The organism is Nonomuraea sp. NBC_00507, from assembly GCF_036013525.1.
Classification (GTDB): Bacteria; Actinomycetota; Actinomycetes; order Streptosporangiales; family Streptosporangiaceae; genus Nonomuraea.
In genome coordinates this window covers 1,216,375-1,232,733 of sequence record NZ_CP107853.1, presented here as the reverse complement: position 1 = coordinate 1,232,733, position 16,359 = coordinate 1,216,375, and the positions used below count along the sequence as shown (strand labels likewise).

18 protein-coding genes are annotated in these 16,359 nt (G+C 70.4%); 9 read left to right on the top strand and 9 right to left on the bottom strand.

The features are described 5' to 3' along the window. Window positions 1–26: 26 nt before the first annotated feature. Window positions 27–2,627 carry a helix-turn-helix transcriptional regulator gene (locus OHA25_RS06400; RefSeq protein WP_327586666.1) on the top strand — a complete coding sequence of 867 codons (2,601 nt, stop codon included), beginning with the start codon at window positions 27–29 and terminating at the stop codon, window positions 2,625–2,627. Here the strand turns inward: OHA25_RS06400 and OHA25_RS06395 are convergent. Next, a complete protein-coding gene (locus tag OHA25_RS06395) occupies window positions 2,614–3,324 on the bottom strand; it encodes a hypothetical protein (RefSeq protein ID WP_327586665.1) in 711 nt (236 codons plus the stop codon). The two genes, OHA25_RS06400 and OHA25_RS06395, sit on opposite strands and share 14 nt — an antisense overlap. A 60-nt stretch (window positions 3,325–3,384) precedes the next feature. Here OHA25_RS06395 and OHA25_RS06390 point away from each other — a divergent pair, with 60 nt between their 5' ends. Further along, window positions 3,385–3,843 (top strand): hypothetical protein, encoded by a 459-nt coding sequence (locus tag OHA25_RS06390; RefSeq protein ID WP_327586664.1) that lies wholly within the window; start codon window positions 3,385–3,387, stop codon window positions 3,841–3,843. Between the two features lie 16 nt (window positions 3,844–3,859). Here OHA25_RS06390 and OHA25_RS06385 read toward each other — a convergent pair whose 3' ends face one another. From OHA25_RS06385 to OHA25_RS06375, 3 genes are all read right to left on the bottom strand, one after another. Next, the gene (locus OHA25_RS06385) at window positions 3,860–4,126 is read right to left on the bottom strand and encodes a hypothetical protein (RefSeq protein WP_327586663.1); all 267 of its coding nucleotides are present in this window, start codon (window positions 4,124–4,126) and stop codon (window positions 3,860–3,862) included. Continuing rightward, a complete protein-coding gene (locus OHA25_RS06380; protein WP_327586662.1) occupies window positions 4,126–4,467 on the bottom strand; it encodes an ArsR/SmtB family transcription factor in 342 nt (113 codons plus the stop codon). Before OHA25_RS06380 ends, OHA25_RS06385 begins: the two co-directional genes overlap by 1 nt. 70 nt (window positions 4,468–4,537) lie before the next feature. Continuing rightward, complete coding sequence (locus tag OHA25_RS06375; RefSeq protein ID WP_327586661.1) at window positions 4,538–5,884, bottom strand: hypothetical protein; 1,347 nt, start codon at window positions 5,882–5,884, stop codon at window positions 4,538–4,540. Window positions 5,885–6,036: 152 nt separating this feature from the next. Between OHA25_RS06375 and OHA25_RS06370 the strand changes: the two genes are divergently transcribed. The 4 genes from OHA25_RS06370 to OHA25_RS06355 all read left to right on the top strand — a co-directional run bounded on the left by OHA25_RS06370 (window position 6,037) and on the right by OHA25_RS06355 (window position 9,749). Further along, window positions 6,037–7,818, top strand: a complete 1,782-nt coding sequence (locus OHA25_RS06370) for a flavin-containing monooxygenase (RefSeq protein WP_327586660.1) — start codon at window positions 6,037–6,039, stop codon at window positions 7,816–7,818. Between the two features lie 19 nt (window positions 7,819–7,837). After that, entirely contained in the window at window positions 7,838–8,635 is a 798-nt protein-coding gene (locus tag OHA25_RS06365; protein WP_327586659.1) for an MBL fold metallo-hydrolase, read from the top strand. Window positions 8,636–8,681: 46 nt separating this feature from the next. After that, window positions 8,682–9,245, top strand: a complete 564-nt coding sequence (locus OHA25_RS06360; protein WP_327586658.1) for a PadR family transcriptional regulator — start codon at window positions 8,682–8,684, stop codon at window positions 9,243–9,245. A 156-nt stretch (window positions 9,246–9,401) separates the two neighbouring features. Continuing rightward, window positions 9,402–9,749 (top strand): hypothetical protein, encoded by a 348-nt coding sequence (locus OHA25_RS06355; protein WP_327586657.1) that lies wholly within the window; start codon window positions 9,402–9,404, stop codon window positions 9,747–9,749. A 10-nt stretch (window positions 9,750–9,759) separates the two neighbouring features. Here the strand turns inward: OHA25_RS06355 and OHA25_RS06350 are convergent, their stop codons facing one another. The 3 genes from OHA25_RS06350 to OHA25_RS06340 are packed head-to-tail and all read right to left on the bottom strand — an operon-like array spanning window position 9,760 to window position 12,158. Continuing rightward, on the bottom strand, window positions 9,760–10,134 hold the full coding sequence (locus OHA25_RS06350; RefSeq protein ID WP_327586656.1) for a QcrA and Rieske domain-containing protein: 375 nt from the start codon (window positions 10,132–10,134) through the stop codon (window positions 9,760–9,762). A gap of 45 nt (window positions 10,135–10,179) precedes the next feature. After that, window positions 10,180–11,490, bottom strand: a complete 1,311-nt coding sequence (locus tag OHA25_RS06345; RefSeq protein WP_327586655.1) for a sensor histidine kinase — start codon at window positions 11,488–11,490, stop codon at window positions 10,180–10,182. Continuing rightward, a complete protein-coding gene (locus tag OHA25_RS06340; protein ID WP_305917713.1) occupies window positions 11,487–12,158 on the bottom strand; it encodes a response regulator transcription factor in 672 nt (223 codons plus the stop codon). Before OHA25_RS06340 ends, OHA25_RS06345 begins: the two co-directional genes overlap by 4 nt. 123 nt (window positions 12,159–12,281) lie before the next feature. Here OHA25_RS06340 and OHA25_RS06335 point away from each other — a divergent pair, with 123 nt between their 5' ends. Then, window positions 12,282–12,740 carry a hypothetical protein gene (locus OHA25_RS06335; protein ID WP_327586654.1) on the top strand — a complete coding sequence of 153 codons (459 nt, stop codon included), beginning with the start codon at window positions 12,282–12,284 and terminating at the stop codon, window positions 12,738–12,740. On the opposite strand, the gene OHA25_RS06330 is transcribed toward OHA25_RS06335, so the two are convergent. Both OHA25_RS06330 and OHA25_RS06325 read right to left on the bottom strand, forming a co-directional pair. After that, a complete protein-coding gene (locus OHA25_RS06330) occupies window positions 12,741–13,817 on the bottom strand; it encodes a hypothetical protein (RefSeq protein WP_327586653.1) in 1,077 nt (358 codons plus the stop codon). Window positions 13,818–13,909: 92 nt separating this feature from the next. Then, window positions 13,910–14,314 carry a hypothetical protein gene (locus OHA25_RS06325; protein WP_327586652.1) on the bottom strand — a complete coding sequence of 135 codons (405 nt, stop codon included), beginning with the start codon at window positions 14,312–14,314 and terminating at the stop codon, window positions 13,910–13,912. A 254-nt stretch (window positions 14,315–14,568) separates the two neighbouring features. Here OHA25_RS06325 and OHA25_RS06320 point away from each other — a divergent pair, with 254 nt between their 5' ends. Beyond that, window positions 14,569–15,105: a peptidylprolyl isomerase gene (locus OHA25_RS06320; RefSeq protein ID WP_327586651.1), complete on the top strand. Its 537-nt coding sequence runs from the start codon at window positions 14,569–14,571 to the stop codon at window positions 15,103–15,105. 345 nt (window positions 15,106–15,450) lie between these two features. Continuing rightward, the gene (locus OHA25_RS06315; RefSeq protein ID WP_327586650.1) at window positions 15,451–16,329 is read left to right on the top strand and encodes a rhomboid family intramembrane serine protease; all 879 of its coding nucleotides are present in this window, start codon (window positions 15,451–15,453) and stop codon (window positions 16,327–16,329) included. The last annotated feature ends 30 nt before the right edge of the window (window positions 16,330–16,359 follow it).

The following is a 16,359-nucleotide window of genomic DNA, read 5'->3' as shown; positions in this document are numbered from 1 at the left end:
ACCATGGGCGGCGGAGAGGAGGCGCGATGAGCGAGCAGCTGGGGAGCGGATGGCCGTTCGTCGGGCGAGGGGGGCCACTCGCGACCGTAAGGGAGGCTCTGCGGTCGGGAGTCGGCGTGATGATCGCCGGTGAGGCAGGGGTCGGCAAGAGCAGGCTGGCGGCGCAGGCACTGGCCGGGCAGGCGAACTATACGGTCGTGCGCGCGCTGGGCACCGTGACCGCGTCGATGATCCCGTTCGGCGCGTTCGCGCACGTGCTGACGGGGCCGCCGGAGGGCGGGGAGAACCTGCTGCGCTGGGCCGCCCGCCGCCTGCACGCCGGAGCTCGCATGGGCGAGCTGGTGGTCAGCGTGGACGACGCACACCGGCTCGACCAGGCCTCGGCGGCGCTGGTGCGCTACCTCGCCGAGAACGGCGAGGCGAAATTGCTGGTCACGGTACGCAGCGGCGAACCGCAGCCGGCTCCCGTCGCCGCGTTGTGGAAGGACGAGCTGATCACCAGGATCGAGCTGCCGCCGCTCACCGGGGAGGAGGTCGGGCAGGTGCTGGCGGGCGCGCTCGGCGGCGAAGTGGCCGCGGCGACCGTACGGCACCTGGCCAGGGTCAGCGGGGGCAATGTGCTCTACCTGCGCGAGGTCGTGCACGCGGGCCGCACCTCCGGATGCCTGGCCGAGCGGGACGGGCAGTGGCGCTGGCGGGGCGAGCTGTCGGTCAGCACGCGGCTGCGCGAGCTGGTGAGCGAGCGCATCGGCCACCTCGACGAGGACGAACGCGAGGTGCTCGAGCTGGTCGCGTTCGGCGAGCCGCTGGGCGCCGGCCTGCTGGCGGAGCTGACCTCGGCCGGGGCGGTCGAGCGGGTCGAGGATCGGGGCCTGGTCGTGACCGAGGGCGAGGGGCGGCGCGAGCTCCTGCGGCTCGCTCACCCCCTCTACGGCGAGGTCGTACGCGTCGGCTGCGGCACCTTACGGGCCCGGCGCCGGCGGCGCATGCTGGCCGAAGCGCTGGAGGCCACGGGGCTGCGACGGCGCGAGGACCAGCTGCGGGCGGCCGTGTGGCGGCTGGACAGCGGCTCGGCCGCCGAGCCGGAGATGCTGATGGCGGCCGCGCGGCTGGCCTGGGCCCGCCAGGACCCCCGGCTGGCGGCGCGGCTGGCCAGAGCGGCGATGGACGCCGGGGCGGGCGTGGCGGCGCTGGCGCTGCTCGGCGAGGTCCTCATGGTGCTCGGCGACACGGACGCGGCGGTGGAGTCGCTGCGGGAGGCGGCTCGGGACGCGGTCACCGAGGGCGATCGCGCCCAGCACGCCGCCAGCCTGGGGATCAACTTGGCGTGGGCGGGCGCGGACGCCGAGGCGTGCCGGGTGCTGGACCGGGCCGCGGAGACGCTGAGCGAGCCGGCCTGGCGGCAGGAGATTTGCACCTACCGCGGTGTGGCCGATTTCCTCGCCGGCCGCCTGACCGGGGCCGCCGGGTGGCTGACGCAGGCACTCGGGTGCACGCCGGGGAGCGTGCGCGGCGCGGCGCACGCGGCCTGCCTGGGGGCGTGGGTGGACGCGTACTCCGGACGCTACGAGCACAGCCTGGCGGTGGCCGAGAGGCTGCGGGCGGGTATGGCCGGCTGGGCGGACGAAGCGCCGCACGCGCTGCCGACGCTCCTGGACGCGCGGTGCGCCGCGCAGGTGTACAGCGGGCGGCTGGAGGCGGCCGCGCGTACGGCCGAGGAGGGCATGGGGCTGCACGCCGGCGAGCTGTCGGTGACCGGGTTCGGTGCCTACCGTGCGCTGGTCAGCAGGCTGAGCGGGGATGCGGCAGGGGCGGCCAGGTGGTGCAGGGACGACGCCGCCCGGCTGCCGACGCGCACGCCGTACCTGGGCAGATGCCTGGGCGAGCTGGCCCACGCGCTGGCGTTGCTCGGGCGGACGGAGCAGGCTCGCGCCACGCTCACGGAGGCGGAGGAGATGGCGGCACGCTGGCCGTTCACCCGGCTGCCCGTGCTGCAGGCCGCGGTCTGGGTGACGGCGGCGGAGGGCGATCTGGACGAGGCGGTGCGCCTGTCCATCGTGGCCGCCGATCTGGCGGAGCGGCACGAGCAGGCCGGCCCGTTGATGTTCGCGCTGCACGATCTGGTGCGGCTCGGCGCGCCTGGACCGGCCGCGGACCCGCTGTCGGCACTGGCGCAACGCGTGGACGGGCCGCTGGCCGGCCTTCTCGCCAGGCACGCGCGGGCCGTCGGGGATCCGGGTGAGCTGGAGGTCGTGGCGGCCGAGTTCGAGCGGCTGGGCCTGGTGTTGTACGCGGCCGAGGCGACGGCGCAGCAGGCCGCCGCGTACCGGGACGCCGGCCGCGGCTCCCAGTCCAGGGGCGCGCAGACCAGGGCCTGGGCGCTGGCCGAACGTTGCCCGGGCATCACCACGCCCGCGCTGGTGCAGCTGGCCACGCCCGAGCTGACGCCCCGGCAGCGGGAGATCATCCAGCTCGCCGCCGCCGGACTGACGAACCGGCAGATCGCCGACCGGCTGACGCTGTCCACCCGGACGGCGGCCAACCACCTGCAGGCCGCCTACGACAAGCTCGGCGTCAACGACCGCACCCAGGTCGGGCGCCTGCTCACGGCGCTCAGACCAGCTTGAGCAGGCCGTCGTACAAGGTGTCCCGCTCCTCCGCGGACAGCACCTCGTACGCCGCGCCGGCCCGCAGGTTGGTGTCCGCCTCGATCCCGGCACGCAGCGGCCCGTTCCTCAGCCCGACGATCTCGGCTGCGGACAGGCCCGCTGCCTGCCAGGCGGCGGCGTGCGCGTCCGCGCGGTGGTAGCGGAGCACGGCGAGCCGGTTGAACAGCAGCACCCCCGGCGCCGCCCACTCCGGCTCGTACGGCGGCGCCACCGCCGCCAGCGCGCCGGAGCCGGCGCCGGGCAGCCGCCCCGCCTGGTCGAGCACCCTGCCCACCAGCCCGGCCAGCGCGGGCAGGTCGTGCCCGCCCCAGACCCGCTCGGCCGCGGCGCCGTGCAGCTCATAGAGCCGGTGGATGAACTCCAGCCCTTCCGTCGTCAGCCGAAGGACGCCGTCGTTCTCCACCAGCGTGCCTGTGCGCACCTGCTCCTGGACGTCTGCCCCGCCGTATCGGTAGATGCTGCCGAGCTGGCCTCTTGTCACCGGCCGTAGGGGGAACACGAACCGCAGGTCGGACAGCAGCCCGGGCGTCACGCCGGAGGTCTCGGCCAGCTCAGTGACCGCCTTGAGCGCCGAGGCATGCACATTGACATGGGCCGCGTCGATGATGGGCGCGATCGCCGCCGCATACTCAGCCAGGTCTGGAAATTTCGGCATCGGGCGTCATTATGCCGCCGAGCTGGCGCGCCGTCCGGCAACTCCAGGATCATCATCTCCATGGCGATCATTCGATGGCTGGCCATCGGGCTTCTGTGCGGAGCGATCGTGATTCCCCTCGGGTGGTCACCGCGCGGCGACGGCTTCGAGCACGCACGTCTGGAGGCCGTCATGGGGCTGGTCCTGGGCCAGATCGTGACGGTCCCGACTGGGCTGCTGGCCGGCATCGTGCTCTCCGTCGTCGAGCGGCGGAGACGCCCTCCCGGCTACGTCCTCGGCGGGATCACGATGGTGTACGGCGCCGTCGTCATGGCGCTGGGCTGGGCCACATCCGAATGGGCACATGAGCGGCCGTCGGGGATCGGCGACCCCGATGGCGAGGCAGGTGTGGGGTTGCTGGCCGCCCTCTCCGGAGCCTTCACGGTCATCATCGCCTTGGCGATCTTCATCGTCCGATGGGTCCCGGAATTGTCGCAGTCGCCGCCCGTCCGCAGCCGGAACGCGCCCTCGCGGCCGTGACGGCCCAGGAGGGGGTCTAATCGACCGTGCGGAGGATCTGTTCGATCGACGTCGCACGGGCGCGCAACTCGGCCAGGTCGGAGGCGGTGCGTTGCTGGGCGTCTAACGTGCCCTCGGCGAGCTGCTCGAACCGGCGCACGAGCTGGCGCAGATCCTCGGCCTGGTCGGCCTGGAGCTTGAGCTTGCGCGTTTCGAACGTGCCCACGATGAGGAGCGCGATCAGGAAGGCGACCAGGACCAGCACGCCGAGGTAGAAGATCGCCTCTGGCCAGGAATCCAGCATCAGGAGTGCTCCTCGGCTCCGGGACCCTTCTCCGGGGTCAACGTTTTCGCCGCCTCGGCCAGCGCCGAGGCGGTCAGGTGCAAGCTGAAGTCCGTGACTTCGTAGTACTTCATGGCCTTGCCGTCCTCCGACAGCTCCAGGTTGCCGACGATCAGTCCGGCGGCCTCGAGCTTGCGCAGGTGCATGTGGAGAAGCGGGCGGCTCACTCCGATCTCGCGCGCCAGGTGGCTGACGTAGTCACGGCCGTCGGACAGCCTGGCGACGATGCGCAGCCGCAGCGGGTTGGCCAGCGCGGCCAGCATCTCGACCAGGTCGTCGCCCGTCGGCCCGGCCGTGGTCATAGGGTCCCATCACCTGTAAGAATTTCTTTACACATGGCACGGTAGCAGTCGTCGTTCGCGGCGGCAATGGTCAGGCCGTGCGGCCGGCCACGGCCTCCGGCTCCGTCGCGGGCCGGACCGCGGCGTCCCCCGGCGCCCTGGCGCTCACGGTCAATCCGAGCGCCAGACAGATCAGCGGGATCGCCGGAATCACGTACCGCACGTCGTAGGCCGCCAGGAACGGCGGCGCCGCGACGAGCGCGAGCGCGGCCAGCGCCGGCAGCAGGGCGTCCCATCGCCGTCGCGTCACGGCCAGCGCCAGCGAGGCCACCAAACCCACCATCAGCAGCGGGTAAGGCACATACCCGAATCGCTGGTAGGCACGCAGCCATCCGGCGAACGGCTCGACGACCCGCGTGGCGGCCGGTCCCGCCTCGTACGCCTCCGCGACGCCCCGCACCGACGCGCTGATCGGCCGTTCGGCCGCCGGGAACTTGTACGGCGTCTTCTCGTCCGCGGCCGTACGCTCCCAGCGCAGCAACTGGGTGAGGTCCGTCGCGACCGTGCCCACATAGGCGCCGGGCTGGGCGAGGATGGCCTGCCTGGCGAACTCTCCGGCCAGCTGGTTACGGTTGGCCGTCCCCGGCACCTTGAGCAGCGGGGAGAAGCTCTCCCACAACCAGTGCGGCGGATAGGGACGCTGCTCGACGGGCATTCGGGGGCAGAGCACGGCCAGCCGCTCCGGCGGCTTGATCACGTCGCAGTCGGCGAAGCTCATCGTCCTGGACCACAGGAAGTTGCCGTCCGCCTCGGTGAGGGCGAACTTGCCCTTCTCCGCCTTCGTCCAGGTGGCGTACGCGCCCAGCGGGATCGCCCCGGCCACGACGAGCGCCAGCAGCGGGCGCCAGCCGTACCGCCTGATCAGGAAGTAGGCCGCCGTGAGCAGCAGCAGCGGCAGGCCGATCGTGCGCGTGATGCCGGCCAGGCCGAGCAGTAACCCGCCCACGGCGGCCGTGGCCGGCGTGACGCGCCACACGATGAGGGTGATGGCGGTGGTGACCAGCACGATGAAGATCGCGTCGGCCATGATCATGTGTTCGAGGAGGACGAGGAACTCGTCGTAGAGCAGCGGGGTCACCAGCAGCGTGGCGCCCCAGCCGGGCAGGCCGCGCCGCCTGAGCAGCGCGTAGACGCCGACCGCGAGCGCCAGCCCCAGCAGGTGCTGCAGGACCGTCACCAGCGTCAGGCTGTGCGCGGGACGCAACAGCGCCAGCAGCAGGGAGTATCCGGACGGCCTGGCCGTTCCCGGCGTCAGCTCCTCGCGCAGGAAGGCGAAGGAGTCGCCGTAGAACAGCAGCGCGGGCGGGAATCCGAGCACGGCGAGCACCCGCAGCCCGATGGCGGGCAGCATGGCGATGACCAGTGCGCGGTGACCCAAGGCGGTTCTGCTTCCTCGTGTGCCGGGTTTCTCACCATAGTCCGGACCGGTGGTGCTCCGGCCACCGGAAGGGGTTGTCGGAGGCCATTTCCGAATGACATTCTGGAATTGTCCCGGTCATCCAGGCGCCACGTCTCGCTCCCGGAGGCTGCATGACCCGCCCCGTCCTCGACAAAGAGGCCCTTCGCCGCAAATACCGCGAGGAGCGCGACAAGCGGCTCCGCCCGGACGGCAACGACCAGTACCTGCGCCTCACCGGCCGCCTCGCGCACTACCTCGAGGACCCCTACACGCCGAGGACCGAGCGCGAGCCGAAGACCGACCACGTGACGGTCGCGTTCGTCGGCGGTGGGTTCGCCGGCCTGGTCACCGGCGCGCGGCTGAAGGAGTCCGGCGTCGACGACGTGCGCGTCATCGACAAGGCCGGCGACTTCGGCGGCACCTGGTACTGGAACCGCTACCCGGGAGCGCAGTGCGACACGGCGTCGTACGTGTACATGCCGCTCCTGGAGGAGACCGGCCACATGCCGACCGAGAAGTACGCGCACGCGCCCGAGATCCTCGAGCACTGCCGCCGCATCGGCAAGCACTACGGCCTGTACGACCACGCGTTGTTCCACACCGAGGTCGTGGACCTGGAATGGCTCGGCGACCGCTGGCTCGTGCGCACGAACCGGGGCGACGCGTTCACCGCCCAGTTCGTGGCGATGGGCATCGGCCCGCTCCACGTGCCGAAACTGCCCGGCATCCCGGGCATCGACGACTTCCGGCGGCATGCGTTCCACACCAGCCGCTGGGACTACGACTACACCGGCGGCGACGCCTCGGGCGCGCCCATGGACCGGCTGGCGGACAAACGCGTGGCCGTCATCGGCACCGGCGCGACGGCCGTGCAGTGCGTCCCCCACCTGGCGCGGGCGTGCAGGGAGCTGTACGTGTTCCAGCGCACCCCGTCGTCCGTGGACGTCCGCGGGAACCGACCGACCGACCCCGAGTGGTTCGCCGGCATCGCCACGCCCGGCTGGCAGCAGCGCTGGCTGGAGAACTTCACGGCCATGCAGACCGGCGCGGCGGCCGAGGAGGACCTGGTGATGGACGGCTGGACCGACATCGCCCGCCGGGTCCGCGCCAAGATCAGCCAGCTGGACGAGCTGACCCCTGAGACGATGCGGGCCGCCTTCGAGGACTCCGACTTCGAGAAGATGGAGGAGATCCGCGCCCGCGTCGACGCCGTCGTGGCGGACCCGGAGACCGCGCGAAACCTCAAGGCGTGGTATCGCCAGCTCTGCAAACGCCCCTGCTTCCACGACGAATACCTGCAGGCATTCAACCTCCCCGGCACGCATCTCGTCGACACCGACGGCAAGGGCGTCGAGCGGATCACCGAGACCGGCGTCGTCGCCGCGGGAAGGGAGTACGAGGTCGACTGCGTCATCTACGCCTCCGGCTTCGAGGTCGGCACGGACTACACCCGCCGGGCCGGGTACGACCTGACCGGCCGCGACGGGGCCAGGCTGTCGCAACGCTGGGCCGAGGGCATGCGCACCATGCACGGCATCCACGTGCACGGCTTCCCGAACGCCTTCCTGGTGCAGCACACGCAGGGCGCGAACCTGCTCTCCAACATCCCGCACAACCTCACCGAGGCCGCCCGGACGATCGCGCTGATCGTCAAACATGCCCTCGACCACGGCTTCTCGGAGGTCGAGGTGACCAAGGAGGCCGAGGACGCGTGGATCGAGCTGCTGCAGTCGGGGCCGGGCTCATTGCTCGGCGGGCCGGACTGCACGCCCGGCTACTACAACAACGAGGGCCAGGATCTCGGGCTGCGCGGCTGGCTCAACGTCGGTTACCCGCTGGGCGCGACGGCGTACTTCGCCTACATCGATCAGTGGCGATCTTCGAACGCGTTTGACGGACTCGAATTCCGCTAGAAATGTAGGGTTCGTTGGCATGAACGAGCAGTGGCAGGAGATCGGCGACCGGGTCTATGTCCGGCGTCACCGGTCGTTCGACATGAACACGGGTCTGATCGTCGGTGATGACGGGCACTGCCTGGTGCTCGACACGCGTACCTCGCACCGGGAGGCGGCGGACCTGATCGAGGCCGTCAGGCGGATCACCCCGGGCCCGTGGACGGTCGTCAACAGCCACTCCCACTTCGACCACTACTTCGGCAACGCGCTGTTCCGGCCCGCCGAGATCTGGGGGCACGCCAGGTGCGCCGAGGAGATCGAGCGGTACGGCGAGCAACAACGCGCCAACGTGATCGCGCAGCTGCCCGACCGGCGGGAGGAGCTGGAGGAGATCACGATCGTGCCGCCTGACCAGACGTTCACAGCCGCGGCCAGCCTGGACATCGGCGGGCGCATCGTGCATTTGCGGCACTTCGGGCTCGGGCACAGCAGCAACGACGTCGTGCTGCACGTTCCCGACGCCGGGGTCGTGTTCGCGGGGGACCTGGTCGAGGAGGGCGCGCCGCCGGCATTCAGCGACTCGTACCCGCTGGACTGGCCAGCCACTGTTGCCGCGATGCTGGACGAGATGCCGGAGCCGGTGATCGTGCCGGGGCACGGCGCGGTGGTGGACCGAGCGTTCGCGCAGGGCCAGCAGGCCGAGCTGGCGCTCGTGGCGGAGCTGGCCAAGCGGGCGCACGTGGAGGGGCTGCGCGACCTGATCAAGCACTTCCCGTATCCGGAGGACGTGGTGAGGCAGGCCATCGACCGCGCCTTCCTGCAGCTCGACGCCTGACCTCTTGCCGAGCTATATTGCATTTTGCAATATAGAGGGAGGCATCATGGCGCGACGCCACGACCTGGTCGGCCTGACCGTGCTGGCTTTGCTCACGGTGCGCGCCGCTCACCCGTACGAGTTGCATCGGTTCATCGTCGAGACGCACAAGGACTACATCACCGGCCTGCCGCGCAGCCTCTACCACGCGGTCGAGCGGCTGGCCAAAGACGAGCTGATCGTGCCCGCCAAGACCGATCGCGAGGGCCGCAGGCCGGAGCGCACGGTCTACGAGATCACCGAGGAGGGCCGCGAGGAGCTGGTCGCCCGGCTGAAGCAGCTGCTGGAGCGGCCCGACCCCGACCGGCGCACGTTCGTGGCGGCCGTTTCGCTCATCGGCTGCCTGCCGCTGCCCGACGCCCAGCGCGCGCTCCGCGGCCGGGCGGCCACGATCGAGGGCGCCCTGGCCGGGATGGACGCCCACCGGCGGGCCATGGCCGACAGCGGCCTGCCCGCGGTGCTCATGCTCGAGGTCGAGTACGAGCAAGCTCTGCACCAGGCCGAGCTGGACTGGATCAAGGACCTGCTCGGCCGGCTCGACAAGGGGGAGCTCGACTGGACCCCCAAGTGAAGGAGGCCGCCGAGGTGCGCCAACACCTCAGCGGCCGGACATCCGAACAAGGCGCCTGCCCTGCCCGAACGCGCATTCACAGGATAGGCGCCGCGACCAAGGGAGCCGTGCCATGTCCACAAAGATCGTCCGCCTGCTCGGCCAGGCGGCCAAGCCATGACGAAACGACTCATCACCGAGGTTGCCGGGGTGGTGACCGCGCCGGTCGAGCAGGTGTGGCAGGCTCTGCTCGGCGAGCGGCCGGCCCACGAGATGAAGACCGAGCTCGGCGAGCACACCGTCGCCTACCAGGGCGGCTGGTGGTATCGCGGCGAATGGTCGGTCACCGGCCACCCCGAGGGCACGCGGGTGGACCACCGCGTCTACAGCGTGGCCGGCCCGTACTGGGCCGTGGCGCTGGCCAACCAGCTGTTCATCGGCTTCCCCGAGCGTACGCGCCGGTCGTTCGCGGAGGGCATCTCGCGGATCGCCAACCAGTTGGGCTGCTCCGCGCGGCTCGCCTAAGCCGCCGCGATCAAGCCAGGCTGATCTTCCCCTTCGACACCTTGATCTTCTTGCGTGGGAGCGGGCGCTTGGCCGGACCCTGGATCACAGCCCCGGTGGAGGCGCTGAACTTGCTGCCGTGGCACGGGCAGTTGATCGTGCCACGGCTCACGCTCGCCACCGCGCAGCCTTGGTGGGTGCACTTGGCGCTGAAGCACCGGTAGACGCCCTTCTTCGGCTGGGTGATCACGTACTTTCCCTTGATGATCCGGCCGCCGCCGAGCGGGATGCTCTTGGTCGTGGCGAGCACAGGACCTGCCGCCGCCTCGGCCCTGCCGGGCCACAGGAAGACGACTCCGGCGCCCGTGGCGCCACCTCGGACGATCAATGCACGGCGTGTGAGCATGGTTGCCTCCTTCAACCATTCTCACGTCCACCGAGCACTGGTGGTTCACATGTGACACAAGGGAAATCTGGCGATGAACCCGCCACCGGCGTACACAAGAGAGCCCTGGTGCAGAGCCGCGATGTCCCGCGCGATCGGCAGCCCGAGCCCGGCGCCGCCGGCGTCCCTGGCACGGGCCTCATCCAGCCTGGTGAAGCGGTCGAACACCGCCTCGCGCTGCTCGAACGGGATCCCCGGTCCGTCGTCGAGCACCTCGAGCACGGCCTCGTCCGCCTCGGCGTGCACGCGAACGCACACCGTCGAGGCGGCGTGACGTACCGCGTTGTCGGTCAGGTTCGTCACCAGGCGGTCGAGATGCGCCCGGGAGCCCTTCATCACCACGTCGGGCTCGATGTCCAGCTCCACCCGCACCTCGGGCCGCCGCCGTACCCGCAGCGACTCCTCGGCCGCCACCTGGCCCAGGTCCAGCTCCGCGCTCCGCAGCGGCTCGCCCGCGTCCAGCTTGGCCAGCATGAGCAGGTCGGCGGCCAGGGACTGCAGCCGCTCGATGTCGGCCAGCGCTTCCCTGGTCAGCTCGCTGGGCTCGGCCAGCTCCAGCCGGGCGCGCAAGGTGGCGATGGGGCTACGCAGCTCGTGCGCCGCGTCGGCGACGAACCGCTTGTGCGTCTCCACGGCCGTCTCCAGGCGGTCGAGCGTGCCGTTCACGGTGATGGCCAGCGCCGCGATCTCGTCTTTGGAACTCGGTACGGGGACACGCTGGTGCAGGTCACGCGCGGTGATGTCGGCGACCTTGGCCCTGATCGCGGCCACGGGAGCCAGCGTGCGGCCCACGGAGAACCAGGTCATGGCGGCCACCACGAGCAGCACCGCGGGCATGCCGGGCAACAGCGCGCCGTACAGCGTGCGCAGGGCGTCCGAGGCGCCGGCCAGCGAGGCCCTCGACCACAACATGGCGGGGCCGGTCTGGGTCGTCACCTTCATCCCGGCGACGGCGTACGCGCCGGGCTCAGCCCATTGGTTGATGGCTTCGGCTTTGTCGGCGGTCAGTACGACATCGGGGTCGGCGACCGCGGTCACCGTGCCGTCCTGCAACCGCACCACCCCTGCCTTGCTCTTCTCCGCGGGGACCGTGTCCGGGGTGCCGGGCGCCATCTCGATCGTCGCGACGAGCGGTGCCGCGGCCTCAGCCTTCCTGGCCGCCTCGGCTCCCGCGCTGCTCTCCAGGCTGCCGCGCAACAAGATCACCAGTAGCAGCGCCACGACCCCCAGGGTGAGCGCCACGACCAGCGTCGCCGCCGCGGTCGCCCGCAGTCGCACGGACGAGAGCCCCACGGCCATCCGCCGCCACCCGATCACGCCGCCTCCAACCGGTAACCGGCCCCGCGGACCGTCATGAGCGTCGTCCGGCCGAACGGTACGTCGATCTTCCTGCGCAGGGCGCTGATGTAGACCTCGACGATGTTCGGGTCGCCGTCGTAGGAGAAGTCCCAGGCCTGGGCCAGCAGCTCGCTCTTGGAGACCACCTCGCCGGGCCGCCGCGCGAGCGCGTGCAGCACCGCGAACTCCTTCGGCGTCAGCCCGATCTCCACCTCGCCCCTGCGGCACCGCAACCCGGCCGGGTCGATCACGAGGTCACCCACGGTGATCGACACCGGCCGCTCGCGCCCGCCCCGCCGCACCAGCGCGCGCAGCCGGGCCAGCAACACCACGTACGAGAACGGCTTGGCCAGGTAGTCGTCGGCCCCGTTGTCGAGCGCCTCGGCCTCGTCGTAGACGCCGTCCTTGGCCGTGAGCATCATGATCGGCGTCCAGTCGCCCGCCTCGCGCAGCCGGGAGCAGACGGCATATCCGTTCATCCTGGGCACCATCACGTCCAGGACGATCACGTCATACACGTTCTCGGTGGCCATCCACAGCCCGTCGCGCCCGTCGTGGGCCACGTCCACGGCAAAGCCCTCGCCCGCCAGCCCACCCTTGATCAGGTCGGCCAGCCGCTCCTCGTCCTCCACCAGTAAGACTCGCACGCCGTCCAGGATCTCTCAGGTGACCTAAAGCCAACCTGAAGATCATTTAGGGCCTCTTCAGGATCGTTTCAGGTACGGCGGGTCAGTCTCGGGCTGTTCGAACGATCCCAGTGAGGAGAACCCATGTTCAAGCGACGTCTTGCGGTGCTCGGCGCGGTCTGCGCGCTCGCGCTGACCGGTCTGGCCGGGTCCGCCCTGGCCGACGAGCCGCCTTCCGCGGCGGGCGCCAAGGTGACGTGCACGACCAGTGACGGCAAGACCATCGAGCTGCCCGGGGTCGAGCCGGGCAAGCCGATGGGCGTCCTGGTCACCTCCGAAGGGGAGGTGACGCAGGTCGATCCGGGCGAGATGGTGATGCATCGTGCCGTTCCCGCGGAGAAGCTGCCCGAAGGAGCCGAGCCGCCCATCATGGGGAAGAAGGTCGAGGCCGGTGCGGTGGCCATCGAACTCGCCGATGGCGATGCGGTGCCCGCCGTTCCCGCCCAGCCCGCCGAGGCTCTGCCCGTGCCCCCGGAGGCAGCCAAGGGCCCCGAGGGCGACCATGGCAAGGCGGTCACCATCGTCTGCAAGAAGCCCGAGTAGTCACCCGGCGAACGACGGGTGCGGCCCCAGCGCCCAGTACTCGAACAGGCCGTGGCCGACGAGCCCGTCGTACTCGAAGCGCCCGACGGCGTCCACCAGGCCCCACATCCTGGCGGCGTCGTCAGGCAGCCGGTACGTCACGCCCTGCACCACGGGCCCGGGACCCTGGTACATGCCGTGCCGCCAGTCCGGCTCCAGCCCGTAGCCGGTGCCCACCATGAGGTGCACCGGAAGGAGTGGGGTGCAGTGCACGTCGAACGGCTTACCTCCGGGTGGGGAGAAGGTGATCACGGCCTCGACGACGTCCCGGGTACCGGGGGCGTAGACGGGGCGGTAGTCAGGCCGGCCGAGATACTCCTCCTCCCGCCCGTCCGGCCACACGCGCACGGCCTCCTCCAGGAGCCGGCGGCCCCGCTCGTCCTCCTGCACGATGCAGAGGATGGCGTGGTCGTCGAACTGCATGGGCGCGTAGAGCCAGTAGAAGGTGCCGGGGTTCTTGGCCTGGATGCCGGGCGGCTCGGGCTCGCCGACCGGCCTGATGCCCCAGGACCGGTCCCTGGTGCCCTGCCAGCGGTCGGGGGAGACCGGGATGTCCTCCCCGCCGATCCTGATATGTCCGGACCAGCGGCCGGTCTGCGCCAGACGTACCGAGTCGAACATGACACGCTCCTGCCACCGCAGGAAGTGCCGGGGTTCGAGAGTCGCCGGGATCGTGCCTTCCCAGAGCAGGTCGAAGGACAGGCCATGCTCGTTCGGCTCCAGGACCACCCTGAGCCGCTTGAGCCCTTCGACGACCTCGACGCGGAAGGGGCCGATCCCGGTGTCCATCCGGTCGGCGCCGAGCTCGCGCGAGGCCCGGACGACGCGGTGCAGGTCCCGGTGCCGTACGCAGGCGAAGGCGTCGGTGACGCCCAGGTTGGGGTACTGGCCGAGGCCGACGATCAGCATGAACTCGCCGGTGCCCGCGTGGCAGTTGAAGTAGTAGCGGTCGTAGAAATTACGGTCGGACGTGGCCACGTGCCGCATGACCTGGGCCGCCTGATGGACGGGGTAGTCGTCGAGGGGTGACAGCGCCATGCCCGGTTTGTAGCAAGCGCTTGGTAACACGTCAACGGCAGAAAGAGAAGCGCGCCCTCGCACAAGGTCGAGGGCGCGCTTTCCCGGCGAGATCAGGGCATCTTGCGGGATGCCTCGTCCGCCTTCTTCGACACGTTGGCCGCGATCCGGTCCGCGGACTCGGCGGTCCGTTCCGCCTTCTCGTTGACCCATCGTGAGGCATCGGAGGCGGATTCCTTCATGTGCTCGGTCCATTGCTGGGCGTTGCGGCGGTAGGCCATGTAGCCCATCGCCCCTAGCGCAATCCCGGTCATGAGAACGAGCATCGGCCACCGCCGCGACCGCGTGGGCGTCGGGTCGATCTTCCTTGCCGCCGTGGTCAGCATGTGGCTGACCCTGGGGGCGAATTCGTCTTCGAACCCGTGCGCCGCGGACTCCAGCCGCGGCGCCGCCCAGTAGCGGGCGTCTTCGAAGCGATGGGCGGCGGCCGTCCTGGCCTGGTCCGCCATCGGTGCCATACGGTGGCCGGTTCGCACGGCCTGGGCCCGCATTCGGCCCATCCACGTGGCCGGTACATCTATGACCACGCGGCGTCTTCTCAGTGTGAGGGACACGACAACCTCCCCTGTCGTTGGAGCCCCGAGCCTGACCTTCCCTGGGCAAGGCGGCTCAATCATGGCCGTCCATGGGAGGATGGCTCAGAAGGCCGTACGGCCATAGTCCACAAAACACCACAGAACCAACCCTGTGCATAGAGGGGGGCAGCTGTCTCGTGGCTGAGAAGCTGATCGCAAACCTGCAGACCAATCGCGGCAATATCAAGGTAGAACTCTTTCCCACCAAGGCCCCGAAAACGGTGCGCAACTTCGTGGAGCTGGCCGAAGGCACCCGCGAATGGACGCACCCGGGCACCGGTGAGAAGAGCACCGCCCGCTACTACGACGGCACGATCTTCCATCGGGTCATCCCCGGCTTCATGATCCAGGGCGGTGACCCGCTGGGGCAGGGCATCGGGGGGCCCGGCTACGAGTTCGACGACGAGATCCACCCGGACCTGTGGTTCAACCGGCCATACCTGCTGGCCATGGCCAACGCGGGCATCCGCTTCGGCAAGGGCACCAACGGCTCGCAGTTCTTCATCACCGTGGTGCCGACGCCGCACCTCAACGGCAAGCACACCATCTTCGGCGAGGTGATCGAGGGGCAGGAGGTGGTCGACGCCATCGCCAAGACCCGCACCGACAGCCGAGACCGTCCGGTGGAGGACGTGGTCGTGGAGTCGGTCACCATCGAGCGCGTCCAGTCCTGACGGGACACTGAAGGGGACGGGCCCTCCGCCGGAGGGCCACGCGCCCATCGCCGCGCTCTCGGGCGCCGTCCACGTGGCGCTCACGGCGGCGCCCACGCGCCGACAGTGGCCGGCTCACCGCGATCGCGCCGCAGATGTCCCACACCAGCGGCTCTGCCGTGTTGAGGTGGCGGTGTCGAGGAGCGGGTTGCCGCGGGAACGAGCAGAACAGCAGCGCGAAGTCGCGGCACACGCCGACGAAGCGGTCGTCGAGCTTGCGGGGCTGCGTCAAGGGAGCATCGTCGCGCTCGATGGGCCGGATCGGGCGGCACGCGGCAGGCCCGTGCACGCCTTAGGCTTTTGGTCATGACCAGCCAGCCGCCCAGCCCGCCCCCACAGCCCGAGCAGCCGGCTGAGGCCGTGCCCACGTGCTACCGGCACCCCGACAAGGAAACCTGGGTCCGCTGTCAGCGCTGCGAGCGTCCCATCTGCCCCGACTGCATGCGCGACGCGGCAGTCGGCTTCCAGTGCCCAGAATGTGTGGCCGAGGGCAACCGCGGGATCCGCCAGGCCAAGTCCACCTTCGGCGGCAGCGTCGTGCGCACGCCGTTCGTGACGTACGCCATCCTGGTCATCAACGTCCTGCTGTTTGGAGCCCAATACCTTACGGGCGGGCTGGTCACTCGGGCGCTGATGATGTGGCCTGAGGCCGTCGCCGTGCTCGACCAGTACTACCGGCTCATCACGGCGGCGTTCCTCCACGACACCAGCGGCCCTGTGCCCGTGCACATCCTGTTCAACAGCTGGGCGCTCTTCGTCGTCGGTCCCTACCTGGAGCGGGCCTTCGGACACCTGCGCTTCGTGGCGCTCTATCTGATTAGCGCGCTCGGCGGCTCGGTGCTCGGCCTCTGGCTCGACCTGCCCAACCAGCCCACGATCGGGGCGTCGGGAGCCGTCTTCGGCCTGTTCGGCGCGATCTTCGTGGTGGGCCGCCGGCTCAACATGGACGTCCGCGGCATCGCCGTGGTCATCGCGATCAACCTGGTGTTCACGTTTGTGTTCTCGGGCATCAGCTGGACCGGCCACATCGGCGGCCTGATCACCGGCACGCTCCTGGGAGCGGCCATGGCCTACGCCCCCAGGAAGAACCAGTCCTTGTGGCAGGGCCTGGCGATCGTGGGAGCGTTGGCATTGCTGGCCGTGCTCGTGGTGGTGCGGGCGTCGGCCATCCTGGCCGCCGCCTGATCCCCCACAGGGTGTGGAAAAAGCTGTGGA

Coding starts and splice junctions, on each gene's coding strand:
- OHA25_RS06385 (WP_327586663.1), bottom strand. CDS start 4,126: ATGCTGGATTCCTGGCCAGAGGCGATCTTCTACCTCGGCGTGCTGGTC.
- OHA25_RS06390 (WP_327586664.1), top strand. CDS start 3,385: ATGGCGATCATTCGATGGCTGGCCATCGGGCTTCTGTGCGGAGCGATC.
- OHA25_RS06335 (WP_327586654.1), top strand. CDS start 12,282: ATGTTCAAGCGACGTCTTGCGGTGCTCGGCGCGGTCTGCGCGCTCGCG.
- OHA25_RS06365 (WP_327586659.1), top strand. CDS start 7,838: ATGAACGAGCAGTGGCAGGAGATCGGCGACCGGGTCTATGTCCGGCGT.
- OHA25_RS06325 (WP_327586652.1), bottom strand. CDS start 14,314: ATGGCACCGATGGCGGACCAGGCCAGGACGGCCGCCGCCCATCGCTTC.
- OHA25_RS06400 (WP_327586666.1), top strand. CDS start 27: ATGAGCGAGCAGCTGGGGAGCGGATGGCCGTTCGTCGGGCGAGGGGGG.
- OHA25_RS06330 (WP_327586653.1), bottom strand. CDS start 13,817: ATGGCGCTGTCACCCCTCGACGACTACCCCGTCCATCAGGCGGCCCAG.
- OHA25_RS06395 (WP_327586665.1), bottom strand. CDS start 3,324: ATGCCGAAATTTCCAGACCTGGCTGAGTATGCGGCGGCGATCGCGCCC.
- OHA25_RS06355 (WP_327586657.1), top strand. CDS start 9,402: ATGACGAAACGACTCATCACCGAGGTTGCCGGGGTGGTGACCGCGCCG.
- OHA25_RS06315 (WP_327586650.1), top strand. CDS start 15,451: ATGACCAGCCAGCCGCCCAGCCCGCCCCCACAGCCCGAGCAGCCGGCT.
- OHA25_RS06350 (WP_327586656.1), bottom strand. CDS start 10,134: ATGCTCACACGCCGTGCATTGATCGTCCGAGGTGGCGCCACGGGCGCC.
- OHA25_RS06360 (WP_327586658.1), top strand. CDS start 8,682: ATGGCGCGACGCCACGACCTGGTCGGCCTGACCGTGCTGGCTTTGCTC.
- OHA25_RS06380 (WP_327586662.1), bottom strand. CDS start 4,467: ATGACCACGGCCGGGCCGACGGGCGACGACCTGGTCGAGATGCTGGCC.
- OHA25_RS06370 (WP_327586660.1), top strand. CDS start 6,037: ATGACCCGCCCCGTCCTCGACAAAGAGGCCCTTCGCCGCAAATACCGC.